At 66.6% G+C, this 25984-nt stretch carries 27 protein-coding genes; 20 read left to right on the forward strand and 7 right to left on the reverse strand.

The genetic code is table 11. The features are described from left to right. The first annotated feature begins 313 nt into the window (after positions 1–313). Genes rpsB through A9W95_RS12280 form a run of 3 tightly spaced genes read left to right on the forward strand, consistent with a single transcriptional unit; the run spans position 314 to position 3408 of the window. The gene (gene rpsB, locus A9W95_RS12270) at positions 314–1153 is read left to right on the forward strand and encodes a 30S ribosomal protein S2 (protein WP_067412676.1); all 840 of its coding nucleotides are present in this window, start codon (positions 314–316) and stop codon (positions 1151–1153) included. Positions 1154–1166: 13 nt separating this feature from the next. Continuing rightward, positions 1167–1985 (forward strand): translation elongation factor Ts, encoded by an 819-nt coding sequence (gene tsf, locus A9W95_RS12275; protein ID WP_067412678.1) that lies wholly within the window; start codon positions 1167–1169, stop codon positions 1983–1985. Between the two features lie 10 nt (positions 1986–1995). Continuing rightward, positions 1996–3408: an amidase gene (locus tag A9W95_RS12280; protein ID WP_067412681.1), complete on the forward strand. Its 1413-nt coding sequence runs from the start codon at positions 1996–1998 to the stop codon at positions 3406–3408. Here the strand turns inward: A9W95_RS12280 and A9W95_RS12285 are convergent. Next, positions 3405–3824 carry a MarR family winged helix-turn-helix transcriptional regulator gene (locus A9W95_RS12285; protein WP_067412683.1) on the reverse strand — a complete coding sequence of 140 codons (420 nt, stop codon included), beginning with the start codon at positions 3822–3824 and terminating at the stop codon, positions 3405–3407. The two genes, A9W95_RS12280 and A9W95_RS12285, sit on opposite strands and share 4 nt — an antisense overlap. A 95-nt stretch (positions 3825–3919) precedes the next feature. Here A9W95_RS12285 and A9W95_RS12290 point away from each other — a divergent pair, with 95 nt between their 5' ends. Next, entirely contained in the window at positions 3920–4138 is a 219-nt protein-coding gene (locus A9W95_RS12290; protein ID WP_067412686.1) for a hypothetical protein, read from the forward strand. Positions 4139–4145: 7 nt separating this feature from the next. Here the strand turns inward: A9W95_RS12290 and A9W95_RS12295 are convergent, their stop codons facing one another. Then, positions 4146–4799, reverse strand: coding sequence for a GAF and ANTAR domain-containing protein (locus A9W95_RS12295; protein WP_067412688.1), 654 nt, complete (start codon positions 4797–4799; stop codon positions 4146–4148). A gap of 255 nt (positions 4800–5054) precedes the next feature. Between A9W95_RS12295 and A9W95_RS12300 the strand changes: the two genes are divergently transcribed. Together A9W95_RS12300 and A9W95_RS12305 are read left to right on the forward strand one after the other, a co-directional pair. Beyond that, the gene (locus A9W95_RS12300; RefSeq protein ID WP_067412754.1) at positions 5055–5531 is read left to right on the forward strand and encodes an MPT63 family protein; all 477 of its coding nucleotides are present in this window, start codon (positions 5055–5057) and stop codon (positions 5529–5531) included. A gap of 139 nt (positions 5532–5670) precedes the next feature. Then, on the forward strand, positions 5671–6609 hold the full coding sequence (locus A9W95_RS12305; RefSeq protein ID WP_067412691.1) for a lysophospholipid acyltransferase family protein: 939 nt from the start codon (positions 5671–5673) through the stop codon (positions 6607–6609). 7 nt (positions 6610–6616) lie between these two features. Here the strand turns inward: A9W95_RS12305 and A9W95_RS12310 are convergent, their stop codons facing one another. Then, positions 6617–7354: a response regulator transcription factor gene (locus A9W95_RS12310; RefSeq protein ID WP_067412694.1), complete on the reverse strand. Its 738-nt coding sequence runs from the start codon at positions 7352–7354 to the stop codon at positions 6617–6619. Positions 7355–7567: 213 nt separating this feature from the next. Next, positions 7568–7807 (reverse strand): general stress protein CsbD, encoded by a 240-nt coding sequence (locus A9W95_RS12315; protein ID WP_067412696.1) that lies wholly within the window; start codon positions 7805–7807, stop codon positions 7568–7570. 229 nt (positions 7808–8036) lie between these two features. Between A9W95_RS12315 and A9W95_RS12320 the strand changes: the two genes are divergently transcribed. The 7 genes from A9W95_RS12320 (at position 8037) to A9W95_RS12350 (ending at position 14858) form a co-directional block, all read left to right on the forward strand. Further along, complete coding sequence (locus A9W95_RS12320) at positions 8037–9527, forward strand: FAD-dependent oxidoreductase (RefSeq protein ID WP_067412699.1); 1491 nt, start codon at positions 8037–8039, stop codon at positions 9525–9527. Between the two features lie 142 nt (positions 9528–9669). Continuing rightward, positions 9670–10467 (forward strand): UMP kinase, encoded by a 798-nt coding sequence (pyrH, locus tag A9W95_RS12325; protein WP_067412701.1) that lies wholly within the window; start codon positions 9670–9672, stop codon positions 10465–10467. Positions 10468–10800: 333 nt separating this feature from the next. Continuing rightward, positions 10801–11358, forward strand: a complete 558-nt coding sequence (frr, locus tag A9W95_RS12330; protein ID WP_067412704.1) for a ribosome recycling factor — start codon at positions 10801–10803, stop codon at positions 11356–11358. A gap of 23 nt (positions 11359–11381) precedes the next feature. Beyond that, positions 11382–12296 (forward strand): phosphatidate cytidylyltransferase, encoded by a 915-nt coding sequence (locus tag A9W95_RS12335; protein WP_067412705.1) that lies wholly within the window; start codon positions 11382–11384, stop codon positions 12294–12296. 34 nt (positions 12297–12330) lie between these two features. Then, positions 12331–13425 carry a 23S rRNA (adenine(2503)-C(2))-methyltransferase RlmN gene (gene rlmN, locus A9W95_RS12340; RefSeq protein ID WP_067412708.1) on the forward strand — a complete coding sequence of 365 codons (1095 nt, stop codon included), beginning with the start codon at positions 12331–12333 and terminating at the stop codon, positions 13423–13425. Between the two features lie 72 nt (positions 13426–13497). Continuing rightward, positions 13498–14007, forward strand: coding sequence for a protein disulfide oxidoreductase (locus A9W95_RS12345; RefSeq protein ID WP_067412710.1), 510 nt, complete (start codon positions 13498–13500; stop codon positions 14005–14007). Next, positions 14004–14858, forward strand: coding sequence for a cytochrome c biogenesis CcdA family protein (locus tag A9W95_RS12350; protein WP_067412713.1), 855 nt, complete (start codon positions 14004–14006; stop codon positions 14856–14858). Before A9W95_RS12345 ends, A9W95_RS12350 begins: the two co-directional genes overlap by 4 nt. A gap of 170 nt (positions 14859–15028) precedes the next feature. Here A9W95_RS12350 and A9W95_RS12355 read toward each other — a convergent pair whose 3' ends face one another. From A9W95_RS12355 to A9W95_RS12365, 3 genes are all read right to left on the reverse strand, one after another. After that, on the reverse strand, positions 15029–15283 hold the full coding sequence (locus A9W95_RS12355) for a DUF2631 domain-containing protein (RefSeq protein WP_067412715.1): 255 nt from the start codon (positions 15281–15283) through the stop codon (positions 15029–15031). A gap of 81 nt (positions 15284–15364) precedes the next feature. Then, positions 15365–15946 (reverse strand): fasciclin domain-containing protein, encoded by a 582-nt coding sequence (locus tag A9W95_RS12360; RefSeq protein ID WP_067412718.1) that lies wholly within the window; start codon positions 15944–15946, stop codon positions 15365–15367. 97 nt (positions 15947–16043) lie between these two features. Next, positions 16044–17747 (reverse strand): cytochrome c biogenesis protein DipZ, encoded by a 1704-nt coding sequence (locus A9W95_RS12365; RefSeq protein ID WP_067412720.1) that lies wholly within the window; start codon positions 17745–17747, stop codon positions 16044–16046. A gap of 239 nt (positions 17748–17986) precedes the next feature. Here A9W95_RS12365 and dxr point away from each other — a divergent pair, with 239 nt between their 5' ends. From dxr to map, 7 genes are all read left to right on the forward strand, one after another. Further along, the gene (gene dxr / locus A9W95_RS12370; RefSeq protein WP_067412723.1) at positions 17987–19165 is read left to right on the forward strand and encodes a 1-deoxy-D-xylulose-5-phosphate reductoisomerase; all 1179 of its coding nucleotides are present in this window, start codon (positions 17987–17989) and stop codon (positions 19163–19165) included. A gap of 8 nt (positions 19166–19173) precedes the next feature. Then, positions 19174–20388, forward strand: coding sequence for an RIP metalloprotease (locus A9W95_RS12375; RefSeq protein WP_067412726.1), 1215 nt, complete (start codon positions 19174–19176; stop codon positions 20386–20388). A 22-nt stretch (positions 20389–20410) separates the two neighbouring features. Next, a complete protein-coding gene (gene ispG / locus A9W95_RS12380; RefSeq protein WP_067412729.1) occupies positions 20411–21583 on the forward strand; it encodes a flavodoxin-dependent (E)-4-hydroxy-3-methylbut-2-enyl-diphosphate synthase in 1173 nt (390 codons plus the stop codon). A gap of 50 nt (positions 21584–21633) precedes the next feature. Continuing rightward, positions 21634–22488, forward strand: a complete 855-nt coding sequence (locus tag A9W95_RS12385) for a GNAT family N-acetyltransferase (RefSeq protein ID WP_067412731.1) — start codon at positions 21634–21636, stop codon at positions 22486–22488. Between the two features lie 73 nt (positions 22489–22561). Next, positions 22562–24373 carry a penicillin-binding transpeptidase domain-containing protein gene (locus A9W95_RS12390; protein ID WP_067412734.1) on the forward strand — a complete coding sequence of 604 codons (1812 nt, stop codon included), beginning with the start codon at positions 22562–22564 and terminating at the stop codon, positions 24371–24373. Positions 24374–24453: 80 nt separating this feature from the next. Beyond that, complete coding sequence (locus A9W95_RS12395; RefSeq protein WP_067412737.1) at positions 24454–25047, forward strand: DUF1707 domain-containing protein; 594 nt, start codon at positions 24454–24456, stop codon at positions 25045–25047. Positions 25048–25065: 18 nt separating this feature from the next. Then, positions 25066–25923 (forward strand): type I methionyl aminopeptidase, encoded by an 858-nt coding sequence (gene map / locus A9W95_RS12400; RefSeq protein WP_067412739.1) that lies wholly within the window; start codon positions 25066–25068, stop codon positions 25921–25923. Positions 25924–25984: the final 61 nt, after the last annotated feature.

The following is a 25984-nucleotide window of genomic DNA, read 5'->3' on the forward strand; positions in this document are numbered from 1 at the left end:
CACAGCAGAATCAGCGCTACCCATCGCACCCGATCAGCCCAGCCGCACGTCGACGCCGCGACCAGTCACCCCCGCCGGTTCTGTGTACCGGGGCGCCGCTGGGGAAAACCATCAGCTGCCTCGGTGTAAACTTCCTAGCGCAGCTCGTTTCGGCGGGCTGACTTCGCGCGCCTGCACGCGGCTCCCAGAGTTCGCACCAGCGTGCCGAGCGGTCCCTGACGGAGTCACTCCCGACGGGTTCGGCAGCGCAGCAGACGCCAGGGCCCGGCCTCACCCGATGCCGGGCAGAAACCGACACAAGTAAGGCACAAGCATGGCCGTAGTCACCATGAAGCAGCTGCTCGACAGCGGCACCCACTTCGGGCATCAGACCCGTCGCTGGAACCCCAAGATGAAGCGGTTCATCTTCACCGACCGCAACGGCATCTACATCATCGACCTGCAGCAGACGCTGACCTACATCGACAAGGCGTACGAGTTCGTCAAAGAGACGGTCGCCCACGGTGGCAGCGTCATGTTCGTGGGCACCAAGAAGCAGGCGCAGGAATCCGTCGCGGCCGAAGCGACCCGCGTCGGCATGCCCTATGTCAACCAGCGGTGGCTGGGCGGCATGCTCACCAACTTCTCCACCGTGCACAAGCGCCTGCAGCGCCTCAAGGAGCTCGAGGCGATGGAGCAGACCGGTGGCTTCGAGGGCCGCACCAAGAAGGAAATCTTGATGCTGACCCGCGAGAAGAACAAGCTCGAGCGCAGCCTCGGCGGTATCCGCGACATGGCCAAGGTGCCGTCGGCCATCTGGGTGGTCGACACCAACAAGGAGCACATCGCCGTCGGTGAGGCCCGCAAGCTGGGCATTCCGGTCATCGCGATCCTGGACACCAACTGTGACCCCGACGAGGTCGACTACCCGATTCCGGGCAACGACGACGCGATCCGGTCGGCCGCGCTGCTCACCAAGGTGATCGCCTCCGCTGTCGCCGAGGGGCTGCAGGCTCGCGCCGGAGTGGGCCGTGGCGACGGCAAGCCCGAGGCGGACGCCGCCGAACCGCTGCCCGAATGGGAGCAGGAACTGCTGGCCTCGGCCGCCGCGACCGCCACTCCCGCGGGTGATGCCGGCGCCGGCGCCGGCGAATCAACCACAGACGCAACCTAAGAAAGGCTGAGCATTGGCAAACTTCACCGCTGCCGACGTCAAGCGGCTTCGGGAACTGACCGGCGCAGGCATGCTCGACTGTAAGAACGCCCTCGCCGAAAGCGACGGTGACTTCGACAAGGCCGTCGAGGCGCTGCGCATCAAGGGCGCCAAGGACGTCGGCAAGCGCGCCGAGCGCGCGACGGCCGAGGGTCTGGTCGCCGCCAAGGACGGCGCGTTGATCGAGCTGAACTGCGAGACCGACTTCGTCGCCAAGAACGCCGAGTTCCAGGCGTTGGCCAACCAGGTGGTCGAAGCCGCGGTTTCGGCCAAGGCCACCGATGTCGACGCTGTCAAGGGCGCCAATGTCGGCGACAAGACCGTCGAACAGGCCATCGCCGAACTGTCGGCCAAGATCGGCGAGAAGCTCGAACTGCGCCGCGTCGCCTTCTTCGACGGGACCGTCGAGACCTACCTGCACAAGCGCGCGGCGGACCTGCCGCCCGCGGTCGGGGTGTTGGTGGAGTACACCGGTGACGGGGGCGCCGAGGCCGCGCACGCGGTGGCGCTGCAGATCGCCGCGCTCAAGGCGCGCTACCTTTCCCGCGAGGACGTGCCCGAGGACGTCGTCGCCAGCGAGCGCCGCATCGCCGAGGAAACCGCCAAGGCCGAAGGCAAGCCCGAACAGGCGCTGCCCAAGATCGTCGAGGGCCGGCTCAACGGCTTCTTCAAGGACGCCGTGCTGCTCGAACAGCCGTCGGTCTCCGACAACAAGAAGACCGTCAAGGCCCTACTCGACGACGCCGGTGTGACCGTGACCCGGTTCGTGCGTTTCGAGGTCGGCCAGGCCTAGGCGCTGCGGTATGCCCCGCATACATGCCTTCGCCGACGATGCCCTGGGCGAACTGGACGCGGTAGGACTGGCCGAGGCCATCCGGTCTGGGCACGTGTCGCGCGCCGAGGCCGTCGAGGCGGCCATCGCCCGCACCGAAGCGGTCGATTCCGCGCTCAACGGCGTCGCGCATGCGGCCTTCGACCGGGCGCGCGCGCAAGCGCAGGGCCAGTCCTTCGGCTTCTTCAGCGGCGTCCCGAGCTTCATTAAGGACAACGTCGACGTCGAGGGTCAGCCCACGATGCTGGGCACCGACGCCTGGACACCCCGCAACGCCGCGGCGCACAGCGAGTTCACCCGGTTGTTCTTGTCGACCGGGCTGATATCGCTGGGCAAGTCGCAGATGTCGGAGTTCGGGTTCAGTGCGGCCGCCGAACATCCGCGGATCGGTCCGGTGCGTAATCCGTGGAACACCGACTACACCGCCGGGGCCTCGTCGTCGGGATCCGGGGCATTCGTCGCCGCCGGCGTCGTGCCGATCGCGCACGCCAACGACGGCGGCGGGTCCATCCGGATCCCGGCCGCCTGCAATGGGTTGGTCGGGCTGAAACCCTCCCGGGGACGGCTGCCACTGAACCCGGAGCTGCGGCACATGCCGGTCGTGGTCGTCGCCAACGGCGTGGTGAGTCGCTCGGTTCGGGACACCGCCGCCTTCTACCGCGAGGCCGAACGTGTCTTCTCGGCCCCCAAGCTGCCCCCGATCGGCGACATCACCCGGCCGGGCACGCAGCGGCTGAAAATCGCGGTGGTGACCCGCTCGGTCAACCGGGAGGCCAGTGCCGAGGTGCGCCAGCTGACGCTCAAGGCCGCCGGGCTGCTCGAAGAACTTGGCCACCGCATCGAGCACGTCGAAAAGCCGCCCGCGGCTAGCAGTTTCGAGGACGACTTCATCCTGTATTGGGGCTTGTTGTCGTTGGCACAGGTCGGTACCGGCCGCTACACGCTGAGCAAGACCTTCGACCGTACCCGGCTGGACAACCTGACATTGGGTCTCTACCGCCACGCCAACCGCAACCTGCACCGCATCCCGCTGGCGATCATGCGGCTGCGCGCGGCGCGTCGGCGTACCGCGCAATTCTTCGCCACCTATGACGCGGTGCTGACGCCCACGCTGGCTGACCGGACGCCGCAAATTGGCTACCTGGCACCCACTGACTATCAGCAGACCATCGACCGACTCTCCGACTGGGTGGCCTTCACGCCGCTGCAAAACGTCACCGGGGAACCGGCAATCTCCTTGCCGCTGGCGCGGTCCGCCGACGGCATGCCGGTAGGACTGATGATCTCCGCCGACATCGGGCGTGAGGACCGACTGTTGGAACTGGCGTACGAGTTGGAGGAAGCGCAGCCGTGGCCGCGGATCCAGGACGCTGCGTCGGCCTAGTCCGAGCCGAGTCGCTCGAGCATTCGCTTGAATTCCCGCTGTTGCGGCGCAGTCAATTTGGCGAGTATGCGCGCGTCCGCACCACGCACAACGGTCTCGGCGCGCTTGAGCAGGGCGCGGCCCTGGCTGGTCAATGTGGCCGGCAGGGCACGTCCGGAGGACACTGACGCCGGGCGGGCCACCACACCCGAGTCCTCCAATCTGCGCAACACCGTGTTCATCGCCTGCGGGGTGACGCCCGCGTGCCGCGCCAGTTCGGCACTGGACGATCCCGGCGATTGGGCCAGCATTCGCAGACAGACGAATTCGGGCAGGGTGAGGCCCAGTGGACTCAGCGCGGCGCCGACCTCGGGCCGCAGCACGGCCCCCACCCGGTAGAGCAGGTAACCCAACGGGGCGTCGTCGACTTGACCCATGTCAAGGATATTGACATAGATCGGCGGTGAAATCGGGCAGAAACACCCACTTCGCCGCCTGGTTGCCGATGCGGCGGTCAGGGTATGTAGGCGTCATGGCAGAAGGGCAAGAGTACGGCGAGGAAGACCCACGGCACCATACGGTCAAGTTGAAAGAGATGCTCAACGACACGGCGCTGCATGCGCGGGAGGTGATCGAGAAGGTCGCCGACCCACGCGGGCAAGGCCTGCTCGAGGCGACTGCCGAGGTGCTGATCGGTCTGATCACGGCCTACGACAATTACGAGCAGGAAGCCGAAACCTCTTGGCGCTGAACCCTCTTTAATTAGGCCGCCGTATCGCTGGGGGGGTGTTCACCAAGCGGTGGGCTATTTCGGCAACCGGATCATTCGACTCCTGAGAGAGTCGCTTCAGCAGATCGAATGCCGCCAACGCATCAATGCTGAACCGCTCCATGAGCATCCCTTTGGCCTGGCCGATGGTGTCGCGTGAGGCCAGAGCGCTATGGAACTGTTGGTCACGACGCAAGATATTCCAGGCCAGCGCGGTGTGTGTGGCGAAGGCCAATCCGACTTCGATCGCTTCATCGTCGAAAGCATGAGCATCATCGGCATACAGGTTGAACGCGCCCGCGGACTGTCGATCGTTGAAGAGCAGAAACGACAGGATCGAGCGAATTGGCGTCTGCCGCAACGCTTCCTCGCGGTACCTGGGCCAGCGCTGCTCAGCGCCGAGGTCATCGATGTGAATGGTGTGATGCTGCCATGCCGCCGAGAGGCACGGGCCCTCACCGAGGTGTCCTTGTATTTGATCGATCAGCACCGCGAAATCGTCGGTCGCCGACGGCGTTTCGAGGACGCGACGGCGTTGTGTGAGGGTGACGCCCGCGTGTAACGCTCCGGGCACGGATTTCACGGCGGTTTCGGTGATTTCGTCCAGGGTCGCTCGGGCATCAACCGGCCCCTGCTGAGGCATGTCCCGGACCAATTCCGTGAGCCGATTCAGCGCGCTTTGCGAATGCGCGAAAACTCACCTAATCCCCGCATTCGTCAATTATGCACCGTCTGGTACCGCATGGCAGGGCCGCGCTGCGCTGGCCGAGTGGCGCTCGCGAATGTTTGAGGCCCAAGCCGATCGGTTATGGAATTCAGTGGGGGGCATCCTCATGGATTCGAGTTGCGTAGTGCGCTTGCGTGAGGAATGCGAACGGCCGAATGGGAGGAATTCAGTATGAAATTCGGGAAAACCGCAGTTAAATCCGCTATTGGTGCCGCCGGAATTACCGCAGCCGTCTTCACCGCCGCACCGGCGATCGCCAACCCCGCTATTCAGGGATTTGGCACCAGTGCACCGATTGTCAATGGCCCGCTGGTCACCGCCTACACGGTCAGTGACCTGCAGCCGAGTAACGCAATGATCCCTGGCTACCAGCCGCAGGGCCAGTTGTGGCAGGCCGACGTGACCGCCGTGGCCAATAGTGGGACGGTCACGCCGCTGGTGTCGGCGTTCAACGCGCGCACGGCCACCGGCCAGACCTACCACGTGGTCAATACGCTGCCGACGCCTAACGGCCTGAGTCCGGCGCCGATTACCCAAGGTGGCCAAACCACCGGGACTATCTACTTCGACGTCAATGGCGCGCCGCCCAACGGCGTGGTCTACAACGACGGCGTTCAAGATGTCCTGATCTGGACGAACAACGCATAGCTCGTGCTCGTTTCGATGACTAACCCGGACGGCGGAGTCGTCGTCGGGTCTGTACACACTCCCCGCGTCACCGGTGGCGCGGGGAGTGTGTGTGAATTCTTGGAGTGAGTTGTGCACGAACAGGGGGTACTCACCGCCCATGGCACAAAAAGCTGATCACCGGCCGCCGGAGGTCCTCGACCAAGCCCAGCAGCACGCCGAGCAAGCGCGCTCCTCTATGCAGCGCAAGCGCGAGAAACAGGACGGCGGCCTAAGCGGGTGGGTGGCGTCACGGGCCGGCCAATGGGACCTCGATGGCCAGGATGAAACGTCGTTGCAGCGGCAGAAGTTCTTCTGGAACGTGCTGGTGGACTATTGGTTCCGCATGGAGATCGACGGTTGGGAGAACATCCCCGAACCACCCGCGTTGCTGATCGGGATCCACTCCGGCGCCCCGTTCGTATGGGACGCGTGGACGGTGGGCCTGCAATGGTGGCGACGATTCGGTCCCGATCGTCCCCTGCACGGCACCGCGCACGACGCGTTGATGGCCATCCCGGGAATCGGCCGGTTCTTCCGATCCATGGGCGTGCTGCCGGCGGCTCCGGACGCCATCGCCACCGCGCTCGCCGAGGGGCGCGATGTGGCGCTGTGGCCGGGCGGCGAAGTCGATTCGTTGCGCCCCTGGTCAGAGCGGGACCGGGCGAATCTGGCGGGGCGCAAGGGGTTCGTCAAAATGGCCATCCGCGCCGGAGTGCCGATCGTCCCGATCGCCACCGTCGGCGGGGCGGACGCCATGCCGGTGCTCATTCGCGGCGACCAGCTCTCCCGCACCTTGCGCCTAGATAAAGCGCTGCGGCTCAAGGTTTTTCCGATTGCGGTATCGCTGCCTTGGGGTATCGCACCGGCAGCGCTGCCACAGTTGCCGTTGCCGGCCAAGATCAGGACCCGGTTCATGCCCCCGGTCGAGATCGATCACGACCCGGCGCGTGCTGACGACGAGGACTACATCGACAGCAAGTACCACGAAGTCGAAGACAGCATTCAACGCGGAATGGATGCGCTGGCCCGCAAGCGCGCGCTGCCGTTGTTCGGCTGAGCGGACGCTACCGGGTCACCGGATCGGTGGTCGGCGCCGTGGACGTCCAGATCGGGCTCAACATCGGCTCACCGACAATCCATCGCGGCTGCGGCGGAGTCACCGCCATGTAGCCCACACCGCGGACGGTGTCGACCATTGACTCGTGGGCCGTGCCCAGCTTGGCGCGCAGGCGCCGCACGTGCACGTCGACCGTGCGCACCCGGCCGTTGCAGTCGTAGCCCCATACCTCGTGCATGAGCCGGGTTCGGCTGAACGCCTGACCCGCGTGCTGCACAAGGAAATTCAACAGTTTGAACTCGGTCAGGGTGAGGCCGAGGTCGGTGCCGTTCAGCGTCACGCTGTAGCTGGCGGGGTGCAGAATCAGGTCACCGAATTGCAGGGTGCCCGCGAAGGCGCTGCGGCGCCGCCTGATCGCCAGCCGCAATCGCGTCTGCAGTTCCGCGGCGCCGGCCGGCGTCAGCAGCAGGTCGTCGAAATGCCAATCGACGTCGAGATCGACGAAATCCGGCGGTGCAACCACCGCAACCACCGCCATGACCGGGGCGTCGGCGTTCAGTTGTCGGCATACCCTACGGGCCGCGGCCAGGTCGGTTCGCGCATCGATGACGGCCACGTCGACGCCGTCGTACGCGGCCCGGTGGTGCTCTTCCAGCGGTGCCCGGCGGACCTGCAGGGCGAACGACTCCAGCGACGGCAGCACCGACTCGAAATCGGCTTCATTGGTAAGCAGCAAAACTTCCAACAGCCATCTCCAACCTCGTCAGGGCGTGCCCACTACTGGGCGATCACCCCATACGGAGATGCTGCCAGTGCGGCCAATCGGCACCCAGTTAGCCCCGATTATTCCAACTTCGAGAAAGACCCGTGCGGGCGATTGTCGCAAAGTCGGGTACGGCCACAAAAGTCGATGGGCCCGGTCCGTTGTACACAGACCGGACCCATCCTTCCCAACAAGCTATTGATTGGACTTCTGGCGCTGTTCGGCCGCCTGAGCGCTGGCGCGTGCTGCCTCTGCCTGAGCCTCTTTCTTGGCGGCGTCACGCTGGGCCTCGGCCTTGTCCTGCTGCGCTTCACCCTCGTCGATCAGATCACCGCGACCGGTCACCGTCCCGATGACTTCCTTGGCCTTGCCTTTGACGCCCTCGACGACTCCCTCGACCGCCTCGGCTGGTCCAGACTTGTCCGTCTCCGACATGATCCTCCTCGAATGCCCGTGCACTGAGCGTCCACTCAGTACCAATCGCGTCTGGCGACTTCATCGCTTGCGCCCGTTCGGCAGCACAACCGGCGGGCGCGTTCCAGCGAATTCCCCAAACCTCATGTCCGCTAAACATCGGAACATCTTGCGGTATCAGCAAACGACGCGTGCGGGTGTGTCCGGTCGGTGTCGTTTCGTCTGCCCTGAGCCGGGCAACTGAACCTAGATGACATCGATATGGCTGGCCGATCACGAACGGCCCACGGATCAGACCAACCATCTTCAGCAATCCGAATCCGCCGATGTGGTGATCGTCGGCGCCGGCATCACCGGCTTGACCACCGCTGTGTTGCTCGCCCGGGCCGGCAAAGACGTGCTGGTGATCGAAGCCCGCACCGCCGGCGCGGTGACGACGGGCAACACCACGGGCAAGGTCAGCTTGCTGCAGGGGTCGACGCTGCGTCAGATCGTTCCCCGGCACGGCGCCGGACTTGCCGGTGACTATGTGCAGGGCAACCGCGAGGCGCAGGACTGGCTACTGCGGTACTGCGAGAGCAACGAGGTCCCGGTGCAGCGCGAGGACGACCACCTCTATGCCCAAAGCGCCAAGGAGGTCCCGTCGGCGCGGGCCGTGCAGGCCGCCTGTCGCCGGGCGGGGCTGGACGTGGAGTGGGTCGACGACGCCGACGTGCCGTTCCCGTTCCACGGGGGAGTGCGGCTACGCCAACAAGCGCAGATCAACTCGATGCATTTGCTGGACAGCTACATCAAAGAGCTGGCCGACCGCGGCGGCCGTCTGGTCGAAGGCGCCCGGGTGCAGAAGTTGCGCTACCACCAAGGGCGGGTGCGGCTGACCGTGCAGTCGAGCACCGGTGAATCCGAAGTCGACGCCGGACGCTGCGTCCTGGCCACCGGAATGCCCGTCTTCGATCGCGGCGGATTCTTCGCCAGGCTCAAACCCAGCCGGTCCTACTGCATGGCCTTCAAGGTGCCGGGCTCGATCACCCGCCCCATGTTCATCTCGGCCGGCTCGCCGACCAGGTCGGTGCGCTACGCGCCGTTCGGCGACGGTGAGCGACTGGTGGTCGGCGGGGCCAGCCACGTGGTGGGCCGCAAGAGTCCGGTCGCCGAGCTCGAGGAGCTGACCACGTGGACACGCAGGCACTTCCCCGGCGCGGTCAAAACGCACGAGTGGTCGGCTCAGGACTATTCGCCCGCCGACCACCTGCCCTACGTCGGACCCATCCTGCCCGGTGATGAAAAGACCCTAGTCGCAACGGGATTCCAGAAGTGGGGGATGACGAACGGCGTCGCCGCGGGCTTGCTGCTCAGCGCCCGCATCCTGGGCGGGCGAATGGACTGGGGCCGCGCCTTCTCCGCGTGGAGCCCGCACGAGGTCGCCGGCATTCCCACCGCCATCCAGGCCAACCTCGAGGTCGGCTACCACATGGCCAAAGGCTGGCTCGAGCCGATCGTCCGGCGCGGCCCGTCCGATGCGGACGGTGAGGTCACCGGTCCGCCCTGGCATTTGGTGGCGCGGTGCTCGGTCGACGGTGTCGAGCACCGGGTCTCGCCGGTGTGCCCGCATCTGGGCGGCATCGTGAACTGGAACGACGCCACCAAGGCGTGGGAATGCCCGTTGCACGGGTCGCGGTTCGCCCCGGACGGCACCTTGTTGGAAGGCCCCGCCACGCAGGGGCTCACCGCCTCCTCCTAGCCGGGCAAACCCTTCGGGGACGGGCGGGGTCATCCACCCGGCACACGCGGCAGCAACCGGATGAGGCAGGATGTGAGATGCCGTTGTGGCTGGTTGCCGGGACGGTGATCCCTCATGTGTACAGCCCCATGCGAGGAGTCTGATGACGGAGTCCGAGACCGCCGGCGCTGCGGCTCCTGAGCCGCAGTCGGCGAGTAGCAACGGCGCGGTGGCTTCTCGTGATACCGACGCACCGTCGAAATATCGCCGGGTACTGCTCAAGCTCGGCGGGGAAATGTTCGGCGGAGGCCAGGTGGGCCTGGATCCCGATGTGGTGTCGCAGGTGGCCCGCCAGATCGCCGACGTGGTGCGCGACGGGGTGCAAGTGGCGGTGGTCATCGGCGGCGGCAACTTCTTCCGCGGCGCGCAGCTGCAGCAACTCGGCATGGAGCGCACCCGGTCGGACTACATGGGCATGCTCGGCACCGTGATGAATAGCCTTGCGCTGCAAGACTTTCTGGAAAAGGAAGGCATCGTCACGCGCGTCCAGACCGCCATCACCATGGGGCAGGTCGCCGAGCCATACCTGCCGCTGCGCGCGGTCCGGCACCTGGAGAAGGGTCGCGTGGTGATCTTCGGCGCCGGCATGGGTCTGCCGTATTTCTCCACCGACACCACGGCGGCGCAGCGGGCGCTGGAGATCGACGCGGACGTGGTGTTGATGGCCAAGGCGGTCGACGGGGTCTTCACCGCCGATCCGCGCAAGGATCCCGACGCCGAACTGCTGACCGCGATCAGCCACCGTGAGGTGCTCGATCGGGGACTGCGAGTGGCCGATGCGACCGCCTTCAGCCTGTGTATGGACAATGGCATGCCGATTCTGGTGTTCAATCTGCTGATCGACGGCAATATCGCCCGAGCGGTCTCCGGTGAGAAAATTGGAACGCTGGTCACCACCTGAGGAGGAGCGGCGCTAATGATTCCCGCCGGCGACGATGCAGAGCGAAGCGATGAGGAGGAGCGGCGCAAATGATTCCCGCCGGCGACGATGCAGAGCGAAGCGATGAGGAGGAGCGGCGCAAATGATTCCCGCCGGCGACGATGCAGAGCGAAGCGATGAGGAGGAGCGGCGCAAATGATTCCCGCCGGCGACGATGCAGAGCGAAGCGATGAGGAGGAGCGGCGCAAATGATTCCCGCCGGCGACGATGCAGAGCGAAGCGATGAGGAGGAGCGGCGCAAATGATTCCCGCCGGCGACGATGCAGAGCGAAGCGATGAGGAGGAGCGGCGCAAATGATTGACGAGGCACTCTTCGACGCCGAGGAGAAGATGGAAAAAGCCGTGGCAGTGGCCCGCGACGACTTGTCGACCATTCGCACCGGCCGGGCCAACCCGAGCATGTTTTCCCGGATCGTCATCGACTACTACGGCACCAACACCCCGATCACCCAGCTGGCCAGCATCAATGTCCCCGAGGCGCGGCTGGTCGTCATCAAGCCCTACGAGGCGGGCCAACTGCACGCCATCGAAACCGCCATCCGCAATTCCGACCTCGGGGTCAACCCGACCAACGACGGCACGCTGATTCGCGTCGCGGTTCCCCAGTTGACCGAGGAGCGCCGTCGCGAGCTGGTCAAACAGGCCAAGGGCAAGGGCGAGGACGCCAAGGTTTCGGTGCGCAACATCCGTCGCAAAGCGATGGAGGAACTGCACCGCATCCGCAAGGACGGCGAGGCCGGTGAAGACGAGGTCGGTCGGGCGGAGAAGGACCTCGACAAGACCACCCATCAGTACGTCACCCAGATCGACGAACTGGTCAAACACAAGGAAGGCGAGCTGCTGGAGGTCTAGGGACCGCTCAGCAACCACGCCCGATGGCCACCACCGATGCCGGCGCCGGCAGTCCCGACGAGCCGGTCGATTCCGCGCAGCGAGCTGCCAAAAAGAAGACGTCGCGCGCCGGACGTGACCTGCGCGCCGCGTTCGCGGTCGGAATGGGCATCGGCGCCGTCCTCATCGTCACGCTGCTCTACGCGCCGCGGTTCTGGGTGGCCCTGTGCGCCGGTGCCGCCCTGCTGGCCAGCCACGAGGTGGTGCGCCGGTTGCGTGAAGCCGGATACCTGATCCCGGTCATTCCGCTGCTGGTGGGCGGTCAGTTCACCGTATGGCTGACCTGGCCTTATCGCGCCGTCGGCGCGCTGGCCGGGTTCGGCGGCATGGTCGTGGTCTGCATGATCTGGCGGCTGTTCATGCAGGACGAAACCCGAGACAACACCGACGGCTCGGCGTCGTCCACGAACTACCTGCGCGACGCGTCGGCGACGATCTTCCTGGCCGTGTGGGTGCCGCTGTTCGCGTCCTTCGCCGCGATGCTGGTCTACCCGCAAGACGGTGCCGGCTGGGTGTTCTGCATGATGATCGCCGTCATCTCCTCCGACGTGGGCGGATACACCGTCGGGGTGCTGTTCGGCAAGCATCCGATGGTGCCCAGGATCAGCCCCAAGAAGTCGTGGGAAGGGTTTGCCGGTTCACTGGTCTGTGGCATCACCGCTACGGTCATCACCGCCACCTACCTGGCGCACCAGCCGCCCTGGGTGGGCGCCTTGCTGGGGCTGCTGTTCGTGCTGACCACCACGCTCGGTGACCTGATGGAGTCTCAGGTCAAGCGTGACCTCGGGATCAAGGACATGGGTCGGCTGCTGCCGGGACACGGGGGATTGATGGATCGCCTCGACGGGATCCTGCCGTCCGCGGTGGCGGCGTGGACCGTGCTGACCCTGTTGCCGTAGGGCCGTCCCCGCTTACGGGGATACTGGACATGTCATGGTCACAAATTTGGTGTTCGACGCGCCGGCCCGCGGCAAACCCCCGCGGCATCTGGCCGATCTCGATGCGGCGGGGCGCGCTGAAGCGGTCGCGCAACTGGGACTGCCGGCATTTCGCGCCAAGCAGCTCGCGCACCAGTACTACGGGCGGCTGATCGCCGATCCCCAGCAGATGACCGATTTGCCGGCGGCAGTGCGGGAACAGATCGCCGAAGTCTTGTTTCCCACCCTGCTGACGCCTGTCCGGGATGTCAGTTGCGACGCCGGCCAGACGCGCAAGACGTTATGGCGCGCCAGCGCCGGCGCCACGGTCGAGTCGGTGTTGATGCGCTATCCGCAGCGCAATACGGTGTGCATCTCCTCGCAGGCGGGCTGCGGCATGGCCTGCCCGTTCTGTGCCACCGGCCAAGGCGGCTTGCTGCGCAACCTGTCGACCGCGGAGATCGTCGAGCAGGTCCGCGCGGCCGCCGCCGCGTTGCGCGACGACTTCGGCGATCGATTGTCCAACGTGGTGTTCATGGGCATGGGCGAGCCGCTGGCCAATTACGCCCGGGTAGTGGCCGCGGTGCGGCGCATCACCGAGGCGCCGCCGTCGGGGTTCGGGATATCGGCGCGCTCGGTGACAGTGTCGACGGTGGGTCTGGCGCCGGCGATCCGCAAGCTCGCCGACGAGCGACTCGGGGTGACCCTGGCGCTGTCGTTGCACGCACCCGATGACGAACTGCGTGACACGTTGGTGCCGGTCAACAACCGGTGGAAGGTCACCGAGGCGCTCGACGCCGCCCGGTACTACGCCGAGGTGACCGGCCGGCGGGTGTCGGTGGAGTACGCGCTCATTCGCGACGTCAACGACCAATCCTGGCGAGCCGACCTGCTCGGCAAGCGGCTGCACCGGGCTCTGGGTCCGCTGGTGCACGTGAACTTGATTCCGCTCAATCCCACTCCGGGCAGTCAATGGGACGCCAGCCCCAAGCCCGTGGAGCGGGAATTCGTCAAACGTGTTCGGGCGCAGGGGGTTTCTTGCACTGTCCGGGACACTCGGGGCAGGGAGATCAGTGCCGCCTGCGGGCAGTTGGCCGCGGAAGTCGGATAGCTCGATCCGGTACTGAACCGACAAAGCGGGTAGTTCGTCATGAAGGCATAACACCAGCGAATGAGGTCTGCCATGAGCCTTCGCCTATCACGCACCGTCACAACGTTTGTCGCCGCCGCTGCGGCGCTGTTCTTGGTGGCCGGTCTGGCCTCGCCCCCGCGGGCCCGGGCCGCCGATGATCGTCTGCAGTTCACCGCGACGACGCTGAGCGGGGCGCCGTTCAACGGTGCCAGTCTGCAAGGCAAGCCGGCGGTCCTGTGGTTTTGGACGCCGTGGTGCCCGTTCTGCAACTCCGAAGCACCGGGCCTGAGCCAGGTAGCGGCCGCCAACCCCGCGGTCACCTTCGTCGGCGTCGCGGCCCATTCCGACGTCGGCGCCATGCAGAACTTCGTCTCCAAGTACGGTCTGAACTTCACCAATCTGAACGACGCCGACGGCGCCATCTGGGCGCGCTACAACGTTCCCTGGCAACCGGCGTGGGTCTTCTATCGCGCCGACGGCACCTCGACGTTCGTCAACAATCCGAGCGCGGCCATGTCGCAGCAGGAGTTGTCCGGCCGGGTCGCCGCGCTGACGCAGTGAACCATGCCCTGCTGGGTTTGGCCTTCGCCGCCGGATTGGTCGCCGCGCTGAACCCCTGTGGGTTCGCCATGCTGCCCGCGTACCTGGTGCTCGTGGTGCGCGGTCAGCGGTCCGGGGAGGCCACTAACCCGCACAACGCGGCGGGGCGCGCCCTGGCAGCGACAGTTGGGATGGCGTTGGGCTTCGTGACCGTCTTCGGCGCGTTCGGGGCGCTGACCCTGTCGGCCGCCGCGGCGGTGCAGCGGTACGTGCCCTACGCGACGGTGGCGATCGGAGTGGTGCTCGTTGCGTTGGGGATCTGGTTGCTGTCGGGCCGGGAGCTGACGGCGTTGACGCCTCGCGGCCTCGGTGCCCGGTGGGCTCCGACCGCCGGGCTGGGTTCGATGTATGCCTACGGCATCAGTTACGCGCTGGCGTCGCTGTCCTGCACGGTAGGGCCGTTTCTGGCGGTCACCGGGGCCGGCTTGCGCGGCGGCTCGGTGCTCGGCAGTGCCGCGATCTACGCGGCGTACGTGGCGGGGCTGACCTTGGTCGTCGGTGTGCTGGCCATGGCCACGGCCACCGCCAGTTCCGCGGTGATCGACCGGGCGCGCCGAATTTTGCCGTATCTCAACCGGATCAGCGGCGCGGTGTTGGTCTTGGTCGGGCTGTACGTGGGTTACTACGGCCTGTTCGAGGTGCGGCTACTGGGCGACGGCGCCGATCCGCGGGACGGGGTGATCGCGGCGGCCGGCCGGCTGCAAGGCGCCCTGGCGGGCTGGGTGCACCAGCATGGCGCGTGGCCGTGGCTGGTGCTGCTGTCGGTGAGTGGGGTGCTCGCCGCCGCGTTGTCGCGGCGGGCCCGGCGCTGATTCCGAGGGTCCTGAGCGTCACGGTTTCTGTCCCGTCGGACCCGCCGTTTTGCCCGCCTCAGCGCGACAACTGCTCAGCTAGGTGCGATGTGTCGCTGTGAGGTGAGCAAATCCGACATGCTCCACGCCAGGGGGCGAAGTGGCTGGTGTGGCAGGAGGAATCGGGGCGGCTAACGGATCCAGCCGCGCCGGCGACCCCAGAGGTCGCGCACCAGCGCGAAGAGCACCAGCGCCGCGAACCCGATCAGGAACCAGTCCTCGACGTGGCCGACGTGGTTGCCGCGCAGCATGGCCAGCAGGAACCCGAAGATGACCAGACCGGTGATGTGCCAGGTGCGGTGGTTGATCCTGCTCCACCCCCACTGCGCGGACGGCACCTCGGCAAGGTCGACGCCGGAGTAGTGCTCCACCTCAGTACTGGCCACGGCGATCCCTTCGGTCGAACTGCGGACTGACGCTGCCCCTCATTCTGGCATATCGGCCCGGGCCCGCCCCCCGGCCGACCGCTACGCCGGCGGCATGAGCACGGTGTCGATCATGTACACCGTCGCATTGAGGGTCGACACCCCGCCGCACACCACGTTCGCGTTGTTCACCCGCAGGTTGTTGCCCTGCCCGGTCACGGTCACGTTGCCGCCCTGCAGGGTTTTATGCGTTCCGACGACCTTGGCCGGGGTGGCCTGTCCCGGCACGACGTGGTAGGTCAGGATGCTGGTCAGCAGGTTGGAGTCGGTCTTGAGCTGGTCGATCGTCGCCGCCGGCAGCTTGCCGAAGGCGGCGTCGGTCGGCGCGAACACCGTGTACTGGCCGCTGTTGAGCGTGTCGACCAGGTTGACCTGCGGGTTGAGTTGGCCCGACAGCGCGGACGTCAGAGTGGTCAACTGCGGGTTGTTCGACGCCGCCTCCACCACGGGCACCTGCGACATCCCCTGCACCGACGCCGGTCCGGACGGGTTCGTCGCCGCGTAGTCGGCGCAGCCCGGTCCGACCAGATCTCCCGCGGACGCGGAAGGGGCCGCCGACACCGCCAGCGCGACTAGACTGGCTGCCGCGAAACCCGTTGCCATGTACTTCTTTTGAGCTTTCATGACCGTTCGCTCCTTCGGTTAGTGTCGAACCGGGTTATCCCGGCTCGGTGGACCCCCGACATGGGTTGTTCGGAGCGATGCGAGCTTTGGACGGGTGTCAGCCGTAAGTGAAGGAGAACACCTGCAGTCCCTTGCTCGGCCGCACTTCCAGCGTCCCGAGCCCCTGCTGCGGGTCGGCGACGATCTGACGTGCCGTCGGAGGACCGCCGACCGGCATGGTGATGGTGTGGCCGTCGCGCGTCACGCTCAACGTCCCGGTTCCGCCGACCACGATGTAGACATCCTTGGCGTGGTAGTTCAGTTTGATGCTCGAGTCGTCGCCGCCGGCGGTGGCGCCCTCGTGATCCAGCGTCCAGGGCCCGCGCAGCGCGAAGGTGTCGGGTGCCTGGGTCGGCGGGTAGCTGAACATGGCCGGTCCCTCGTCGTAATGGCCGCCGCCGCCGTAGTTCACGATCTTGCCGACGGCCAAATAGGTCTCGGCCGTCTGGACCGAATGCGGGGTGCGGTCCGGGGCGTTGACCGGCGCAGGAAGTTGGACGCCATGGTTGGCATCGGAAAGCAGCTGGCGGATCAGCTTTTCGGTCACGTCGTAGTCGCCTTCGCCGAACTTGACGTGGCGCACGGTTCCGTTGGCGTCGATGAGGTACTCGGCGGGCCAGTAGATGTTGTTGTAGTTCGTCCACGTCGAGTAGTTGTTGTCCAGCGCGACGGGATAGGTGATGCCCAAGTCTTTCGCCCCTTGAGCGACGTTGTCCGGAACCTTCTCGAACGCATACTCCGGAGTGTGCACGCCGACGACTTCCAAACCGTTGTCGTGGTAGGCCCGGTACCAGCCGGTCACGTGCGGGATCGCCCGCTGGCAGTTGATGCACGAGTACGCCCAGAAGTCGACCAGAACCACCTTGCCACGCAACGAGTTCAGGGTGATCGGCTGATTGCCGGGCGTATTGAGCCACCCGGTGGTGCCCTTGACATCCGGCGCGCGGCCGCAGTTCTGCAGCTGCTCACCGCCGCCGCTGCACAGCGACAGCAGCGGATTGAGGCCCGCCGCGGCGTTGAGTTGGTTCAGGTCGGCCCCACCACCGATCTTCTCCTGCAGCGGCGCGGTGTAGTCGGGGATGGCGCGCTGCAGAGCGGCCGGTACGTCGAACACTAGCGCCACCGCAAGCAAGATCGTCACGATGCCGGCACCGATCCGGATCTGGCGCTGGCGACGACGAAAGGCGTTGAGGCGCTGAGTCAATCGTTGACCCGCCAACGCGAAGAACAGCAGCGGCAGGGCGGTCCCGATGGCGAACGTCGCGGTCAGCACCACGATGCGCAGGCTCAGCGACGCGGTGGCGCCGGCCACGACGATCGCGGTGAGCACCGGACCGGCGCACGGTGCATACAACACGCCCAATGCCAAGCCCAGCCCGAAGCCGTTGCCGCGGTGACTGATTCGCAATTGCGGGAGGCGGGAGAACGGCTTTTCCAGCAGCTGCTCGACGCGCGGGAAGATCAGGCCCACACCGATTGCGACCAAGGCGAGCAGCGCCACCCAGCGCAGCGCGTCCTGCGGTAGGTGCAGCGCAGACAGCAATGCCGAACCCAGCAACGTCACCAGGCTGAAGCTGAGCACCAGTCCAAAGATCACCCGGTAGGGCCGCGCAGTGTTCTTCGTCTGAACCGCGACCGCGCCGTCTCCTGGTTCCGCGGTGTGCGCGCCGGAAAAGAAGATCACCGGCAGGACCGGCAGAATGCACGGCGAGATGCCGGTGATGAGGCCGCCGAGGAACCCGACCAACGCGAGGGTGAACATGTCTCCTATTCGTTACGGCCGAGACCGCAGTTGGGTTCATGAAGAAGCGGCATTAAGAAGCGGCAAGGTAGCCCGCCGGCCCGGGCTACCTTGCCTTGGGAGAGATGGCCTCAGTGTCCCGCAGTGACCGCCACAAGTCGATCGGCGTGGCGCTCACCGCACACCAGGAAGTCATTCGGAGCCGGCGCGGCCCCGGACGGGCCGAAAAATGTAACGCCGGAGACCGGCACAATGGATGAGTGACTACCGATGGCCGCGTGCGGGTGCTGGTGCTGGGCAGCACCGGGTCGATCGGCACGCAGGCGCTGGAAGTCATCGCCGCCAACCCGGACCGCTTCGAGGTCGTGGGACTGGCCGCCGGGGGCCGCAACCTGGACACGCTGCTGCGTCAGCGCGCCGAAACCGGCGTCACCAACATCGCCGTCGCCGACGCGCACGCCCCCGACGACATTCCGTATCGGGGGACCGATGCCGCTACCCGGCTGGTCGAGGACACCGAGGCCGATGTAGTGCTCAACGCGCTGGTCGGAGCGCTCGGGTTGCGTCCCACCCTGGCTGCCTTGGCGTCCGGAGCCCGGCTGGCGCTGGCGAACAAGGAGTCGCTGGTGGCCGGCGGCCCGCTGGTGTTACAAGCCGCACAGCCCGGCCAGATCGTGCCGGTCGACTCCGAACACTCCGCGCTGGCGCAATGCCTGCGCGGCGGCAGCCCCGACGAAGTCGAGAAATTGGTGCTGACCGCTTCGGGTGGGCCGTTTCGCGGCTGGTCGGCCGCCGACCTCGCCGCAGTCACCCCGGAGCAGGCCGGCGCGCACCCCACCTGGTCCATGGGACCGATGAACACGCTGAACTCGGCATCGCTGGTGAACAAGGGCCTCGAGCTGATCGAAACCCACTTGCTGTTCGGCATCCCGTATGACCGCATCGACGTCGTCGTGCACCCGCAATCGATCGTGCACTCCATGGTCACCTTCAGCGACGGCTCGACGCTGGCCCAAGCCAGCCCGCCGGACATGAAGCTGCCGATTTCGCTGGCCTTAGGGTGGCCGCACCGGGTCGCCGGGGCGGCCCTGTGCTGCGACTTCAGCACCGCGTCGACCTGGGAATTCGAGCCGCTGGACAGTGACGTCTTTCCGGCCGTCGAACTGGCTCGGCGCGCCGGGCAGGCCGGGGGCTGCCTGCCCGCGGTCTACAACGCCGTCAACGAGGAGGCGGCCGAGGCGTTCCTGGCCCGTCGCATCGCGTTCCCCGCCATCGTCGCAACAATCGCCGAAGTGCTGCGCGGGGCCGACCAATGGGCCGCCGCACCCGCTACCGTGGATGACGTACTTGACGCGCAACGTTGGGCGCGCGAGCGAGCGCACCGCGCGATCGCGGCAAGTCCGACGACGATTTCCGGCATGGCTTTAGAAAGGTCGTAACGCACCAGATGATGTTCGTTCTCGGCATTGTGCTGTTCGCGCTGGCCATCCTCTTTTCGGTGGCCCTGCACGAATGCGGCCACATGTGGGCCGCGCGGGCCACCGGCATGAAGGTGCGGCGTTACTTCGTCGGCTTCGGCCCCACGCTGTGGTCCACCCGCCGCGGGGAGACCGAATACGGGGTCAAGGCCATCCCGGCCGGTGGCTTCTGTGACATCGCCGGGATGACCCCGGTCGAAGACCTCGACCCCGACGAGCGGGATCGCGCGATGTACAAGCAGGCGACCTGGAAGCGCGTGGCGGTGTTGTTCGCCGGTCCCGGCATGAACTTCGTCATCTGTCTGGTGTTGATCTACGCCATCGCGGTGATCTGGGGGCTGCCCAACCTGCACCCGCCGACCAAGGCGGTGGTTGGCGAAACCGGCTGTGTGGCAACCGAAACCGCGCAGGGGAAGTTGGAGAAGTGCAACGGCCCGGGGCCGGCGGCGATCGCCGGTATCCGGCCCGGCGACGTCGTCGTCAAGGTCGGGGACACCCCGGTGTCCAGCTTCGACGAGATGGCCGCGGCCGTGCGCAAGATGCACGGTGTCATCCCGGTCGTCATCGAACGCAACGGGACCACCATCACCACCAACGTCAACGTCGAGCCGACGCAACGCTTCCTGCCCAGCGGGCAGGGCAACCAGGCGCGACCCGCCACCGTCGGAGCCATCGGCGTCGGCGCACCACGTAACGCGCCCACGCAATACGGAGTGCTCTCGGCCATCCCGGGCACGCTGAGTTTCGCCGGCGACCTGACCGCCGAGGTGGGCAAGGCGCTGGTCACCATCCCCACCAAAGTCGGTGCTTTGGTGCACGCCATCGGCGGTGGACAGCGCGACCCGCAGACGCCGATCAGCGTCGTCGGCGCCAGCATCATCGGCGGTGACACCGTGGACCACGGGCTGTGGGTGGCGTTCTGGTTCTTCCTGGCTCAGTTGAATCTCATCCTCGGGGCCATCAACCTGCTCCCGCTGCTGCCGTTCGACGGCGGCCACATCGCCGTCGCGGTGTACGAGAAGATCCGCAACACCATCCGGACGGCCCGCGGCAAGGTGGCCGCGGCGCCGGTGAACTACCTCAAACTGATGCCGGCGACCTACGTCGTCCTGGTCTTCGTCGTCGGCTACATGCTGTTGACCGTCACTGCCGACTTGGTCAACCCGATCAGGCTCTTCCAGTAAGGGCCAGAGAGAAAGGTCAACTGTGACCACTGGCCTGGGCATGCCGCAGCCGCCGGCGCCCACGCTCGCCCCGCGGCGCCGCACGCGTCAATTGATGGTGCGCGACGTCGGGGTCGGCAGCGACTATCCGATCTCGGTGCAGTCGATGTGCACCACCAAGACGCACGACGTCAACGCCACCTTGCAGCAGATCGCCGAATTGACCACGGCGGGGTGCGACATCGTCCGGGTGGCCTGTCCCCGCCAAGAGGACGCCGACGCCCTGTCGGCCATCGCCAAGAAAAGCAAGATCCCGGTGATCGCCGACATTCACTTCCAGCCGAAGTACATCTTCGCCGCGATCGACGCCGGTTGCGCAGCCGTGCGCGTGAATCCGGGCAACATCAAGGAATTCGACGGCCGGGTCGGCGAGGTCGCCAAGGCCGCGGCCGCCGCCGGCATCCCCATCCGCATCGGCGTCAACGCCGGCTCGCTGGACAAGCGGTTCATGCAGAAGTACGGCAAGGCCACCCCCGAGGCGCTGGTCGAGTCGGCGCTGTGGGAGGCCTCGCTGTTCGAGGAGCACGGCTTCGGCAACATCAAGATCAGCGTCAAGCACAACGACCCGGTGGTCATGGTCGCCGCCTACGAACAGCTCGCCGCGCAGTGCGACTACCCGCTGCACCTCGGCGTCACCGAGGCCGGTCCGGCGTTCCAGGGCACCATCAAGTCCGCGGTCGCCTTCGGCGCCCTGCTGTCCAAAGGCATCGGCGACACCATCCGGGTGTCGTTGTCGGCGCCGCCGGTCGAGGAAGTCAAGGTCGGCAACCAGATCCTGGAATCGCTGAACCTGCGTCCCCGTTCCCTCGAGATCGTGTCGTGCCCGTCGTGCGGGCGCGCCCAGGTCGACGTCTACACGCTGGCCAACGAGGTGACCGCCGGCTTGGACGGCCTCGATGTGCCGTTGCGGGTGGCCGTGATGGGCTGCGTCGTCAACGGCCCCGGGGAAGCCCGCGAGGCCGACCTCGGCGTCGCCTCCGGCAATGGCAAGGGCCAGATTTTCGTGCGGGGCGAGGTGATCAAGACCGTGCCCGAAGCACAGATCGTCGAGACCCTGATCGAAGAGGCGATGCGGATCGCCTCCGAGATCGAGACAGAAACCCGCAGAGATCCCGGCGCGACGGCAAGCGGTTCCCCTATTGTGACCGTAAGCTGAAAGTGGCCAATCTCACCGGCCGTCACTTCGCACCATAGAGAGTTGCTTGGATGTCGGCTCCGCCCCTCATGCGCCTGGTCGGTGAGCGACGGGTGTCCGTGGTGCGTGACGCCGCCGCCGTGTGGCGGGTGCTGGGAGCCAACCCGGTGGAATCCTGCATGGTCGCCGCGCGGGTGGCCGACTATGGCGTGGAACCCAATTCCATTGGCGGAGAACTGTGGACGCGGCGCCATCCCGACGAGTCGCTGTGTTTTGCCGGTGCCAACCTGATCCCGCTGCGCGGCGGGCCGGCCGATCTGCACGCGTTCGCCGACGAAGCGATGAGCACCTCGCGGCGCTGCTCGTCCCTGGTCGGACGGGCCGACTTGGTATTGCCGATGTGGCAGCGCCTCGAGCGGGCCTGGGGTCCGGCGCGCGACGTGCGCGACGACCAACCGTTGATGGCGATCACCACTCATCCCAGTTGCGAGATCGACCCCGGCGTGCGCCAGGTCCGGCCCGAGGAACTCGACGCCTACCTGGTGGCCGCGGTGGACATGTTCATTGGTGAAGTCGGCGTCGACCCGCGGATGGGCGACGGCGGCCGAGGTTACCGGCGCCGAGTCGCCAGCCTGATCGCCGCCGGGCGAGCCTGGGCGCGCTTCGAGCACGGGCAGGTGGTCTTCAAGGCCGAGGTCGGTTCGCAATCGCCGTCGGTCGGGCAGATCCAGGGCGTCTGGGTGCATCCGGAGTGGCGCGGCCTGGGGCTGGGCACCGCCGGCACCGCCACGCTGGCCGCCGTGATCGTCGGCAGTGGGCGAATCGCCAGCCTGTACGTGAACAACTTCAACACCGTGGCCCGCGCCGCGTACGCCCGGGTCGGATTCAAAGAAGTCGGCACCTTCGCCACGGTCCTGCTCGACTAGCGGACCGCACATCACGGTTCCATCTCGGTGTGTCGGCGCCGAAGCTACCGTCACAGCTCTAACATCAGCAACGATGGTAACTCGAACAACATTGGTTTCAGTGGCCGCGTGTTTGCTGTCGGTGGCCGTGGTGGCGTTGCCCGGCTGCACTCCGCGGCCCGAGGGACCGGGCCCGGCCGCCGAGAAGTTCTTCAAAGCGCTGTCGGTGGGCGACACCGCCACCGCAGCCCACATCACCGACGACGCCAACGAGGCCCGCGCGGCGCTGAACGCCGCGTGGGCTGGCTTGCAGGCCACTCATTTGGACGCGCAACTGCTCAGCGCCAAATACGCCGAAGACGTCGGTACGGTGGCCTACCGGTTCACCTGGCATCTGCCGAAGAACCGAACCTGGAGCTATGACGGCCAGCTGAAAATGGCCCGCGACGAAGGCCGCTGGCAGGTTCGCTGGACCACTACCGGTCTGCACCCCAAGCTGGGGGAGCACCAGACGTTCGCGTTGCGGTCCGACCCGCCGCCGCGAGCTTCGGTCAACGAACTCGGCGGCAGCGACGTGCTGGCTCCCGGGTTCCTGTACCACTACCTGCTGGACGCCGCCGCAGCCGGGCCCGACCTGATCGCGACCGCGCACGCGGTGGTGGACGCCCTGCATCCCTTCAACGACACCCTGAATGACCCACAGTTGCTGGCCGAGATGGCCAGCTCCGCCACCAAGCCCGTCGACCTGGTCACGTTGCTTCCCGACGACAGCAACAAGGTCTTCCCGGCGATCGGCAATCTGCGCGGCGTCGTGATCACCCAGCAGCCCGAGCTGTTGCCCACCGACCCGCATTTCGCGCCCGCAGTGGTGAGCCAAATCAAGAAGGCCGTAGTCGACCAACTCGACGGCCAGGCCGGCTGGCGGATCGTCAGCGTCAACCAGAACGGTGTCGACGTCGCGGTCCTGCACGAAGTCGAAGGCGCCCCGGCGCCGTCAGTGTCGATCACCTTGGACCGTGCGGTGCAGAACGCCGCCCAGCACGCGGTGGACACCCGTGGCGGCAAGGCGATGATCGTGGCGATCAAACCGTCGACCGGTGAGATCCTCGCCATCGCGCAGAACGCCGGCGCGGACGCCGAAGGTCTGCTGGCCACCACCGGTCTCTACCCGCCCGGATCGACCTTCAAGATGATCACCGCCGGCGCGGCCGTGGAACGCGACATGGCCACGCCGAACACGATGCTCGGCTGCCCCGGCCACCTCGACATCGGCCACCGCAGCATCCCCAACTACGGCGGCTTCGACCTGGGCGTGGTGCCCCTGTCCCGGGCCTTCGCCAGTTCGTGTAACACCACTTTCGCCGAGCTGAGCAGCAAGATGCCGCCCCGCGGCCTGACCCAGGCGGCCACCCGGTACGGGATCGGGCTGGACTTTCAGGTCGACGGCATCACCACGGTCACCGGATCCGTGCCACCTACGGTCGACTTGACCGAGCGCACCGAGGACGGCTTCGGGCAAGGCCGGGTGCTGGCCAGCCCGTTCGGCATGGCGCTGGTCGCGGCCACCGTCGCTGCGGGTAAGACACCGGTTCCCCAGCTCATCGCCGGCCGGCCCACCTCGGTCGACGGCGACAACACCCCGATCAGCCCGAAGATGGTCGACGCGCTCCGGCCGATGATGCGCCTGGTGGTGACCAACGGAACCGCCAAGGACATCGCCGGCTGCGGCGAAGTGTTCGGCAAGACCGGTGAAGCCGAGTTCCCCGGCGGATCGCATTCCTGGTTCGCCGGCTACCGCGGCGACCTGGCATTCGCGGCGCTGATCGTCGGGGGCGGAAGCTCGGAATACGCGGTGCGGATGACCAAGGTCATGCTGGAGTCGCTGCCGCCGGGGTACCTGGCCTAGCCTGCCCTGCGGCGGCCATTCGCCGCCGCGCCTCCCGGTAATCTGGTCTTCGCTGGTCGAGCGCGGATACGAGGAAGGCCATGACGGACACCGGTGGGGACATGGTGGCTCCTATGCCAATGCGGGTCTCCGACGCCGATCGCAACGGCACCATGCGGCGCCTGCACAACGCCCTGGCCCTCGGGTTGATCGACATCGACGAGTTCGAGCAGCGCTCCACCCGGGTGTCGTTCGCCCGCACCCGCGACGAGCTGGACGGGCTGGTCGGCGATCTGCCCGGGCCGGGCGCCATCGTCACCTCCGCCGCCGACCGGGTGGAGTTGCGCGGCTGGGCCGGCTCGCTGAAGCGCCAAGGTGCCTGGATGGTGCCGACCCGCCTGTCGTTGGTGCGCCGGGTCGGCAACATCGATCTCGACCTGACCAAAGCCCGCTTCGCCGGACCCGTCGTCGTCATCGAACTCGACATGAAGTTCGGCTCGCTGGACCTGCGGTTGCCCGAGGGAGCCAGCGCCTCGATCGACAACGTCGAGGTGTACGTCGGCAGTGCGGTCGACCGGCGCAAGGACGCGCCGGCTGAAGGCAGGCCGCATGTCGTCCTGACCGGTCAGGTGGTGTTCGGGTCGGTGGTGATTCGGGGACCCCGCCGGGCGTTACGTCGCCGGTTGCGGACTTAGCTGACTAAGCTGGCGGACATGCCTGTTCGAACCGCGCTGTCTCCCGGCGTGCTCGCACCGACGCTGCCGGTGCCGAAGTGGATCGCGCGTCCGGAATACGTCGGTAAGCCGACCGCAAAGGAAGGTTCGGAGCCCTGGGTGCAAACCCCAGAGGTCATCGAGAAGATGCGCGTGGCCTGCCGCATTGCCGCCGGCGCGCTGGCCGAGGCGGGCAAGGCGGTCGCGCCCGGGGTCACGACCGACGAGTTGGACCGGATCGCGCACGAGTACATGATCGACAACGGCGCTTATCCATCGACGCTGGGCTACAAAGGATTCCCGAAGTCGTGCTGCACCTCGCTCAACGAGGTCATCTGCCACGGCATCCCGGACTCGACGGTCATCGAGGATGGCGACATCGTCAACATCGACGTCACCGCTTACCTCAACGGGGTCCATGGCGACACCAATGCGACGTTCCTGGCCGGCGACGTGTCCGAGGAACACCGCCTGCTCGTCGAGCGCACCCACGAGGCGACGATGCGGGCAATCAAGGCGGTCAAGCCCGGCCGGGCGCTGTCGGTCATCGGCCGGGTCATCGAGTCGTACGCAAACCGGTTCGGTTACAACGTCGTTCGCGACTTCACCGGCCACGGCATCGGCACCACATTCCACAACGGGCTGGTGGTGCTGCACTACGATCAGCCGGCCGTCGACACCATCATTCAGCCGGGCATGACCTTCACCATCGAACCGATGATCAACCTGGGCGCATTGGACTACGAGATCTGGGACGACGGCTGGACCGTGGTCACCAAGGACCGCAAGTGGACCGCCCAGTTCGAACACACCCTGCTGGTCACCGAAACCGGCGCCGAAATCCTGACCCTGCCGTGACCCCTCTTGCGCGAGCAGACGCAAAGTCGCACGGATTTGGCCCGTTCTGTGCGAGTTTGCG

The sequence above is a fragment of the Mycobacterium sp. 1423905.2 genome, from assembly GCF_001673155.1.
Taxonomy (GTDB): domain Bacteria; phylum Actinomycetota; class Actinomycetes; order Mycobacteriales; family Mycobacteriaceae; genus Mycobacterium.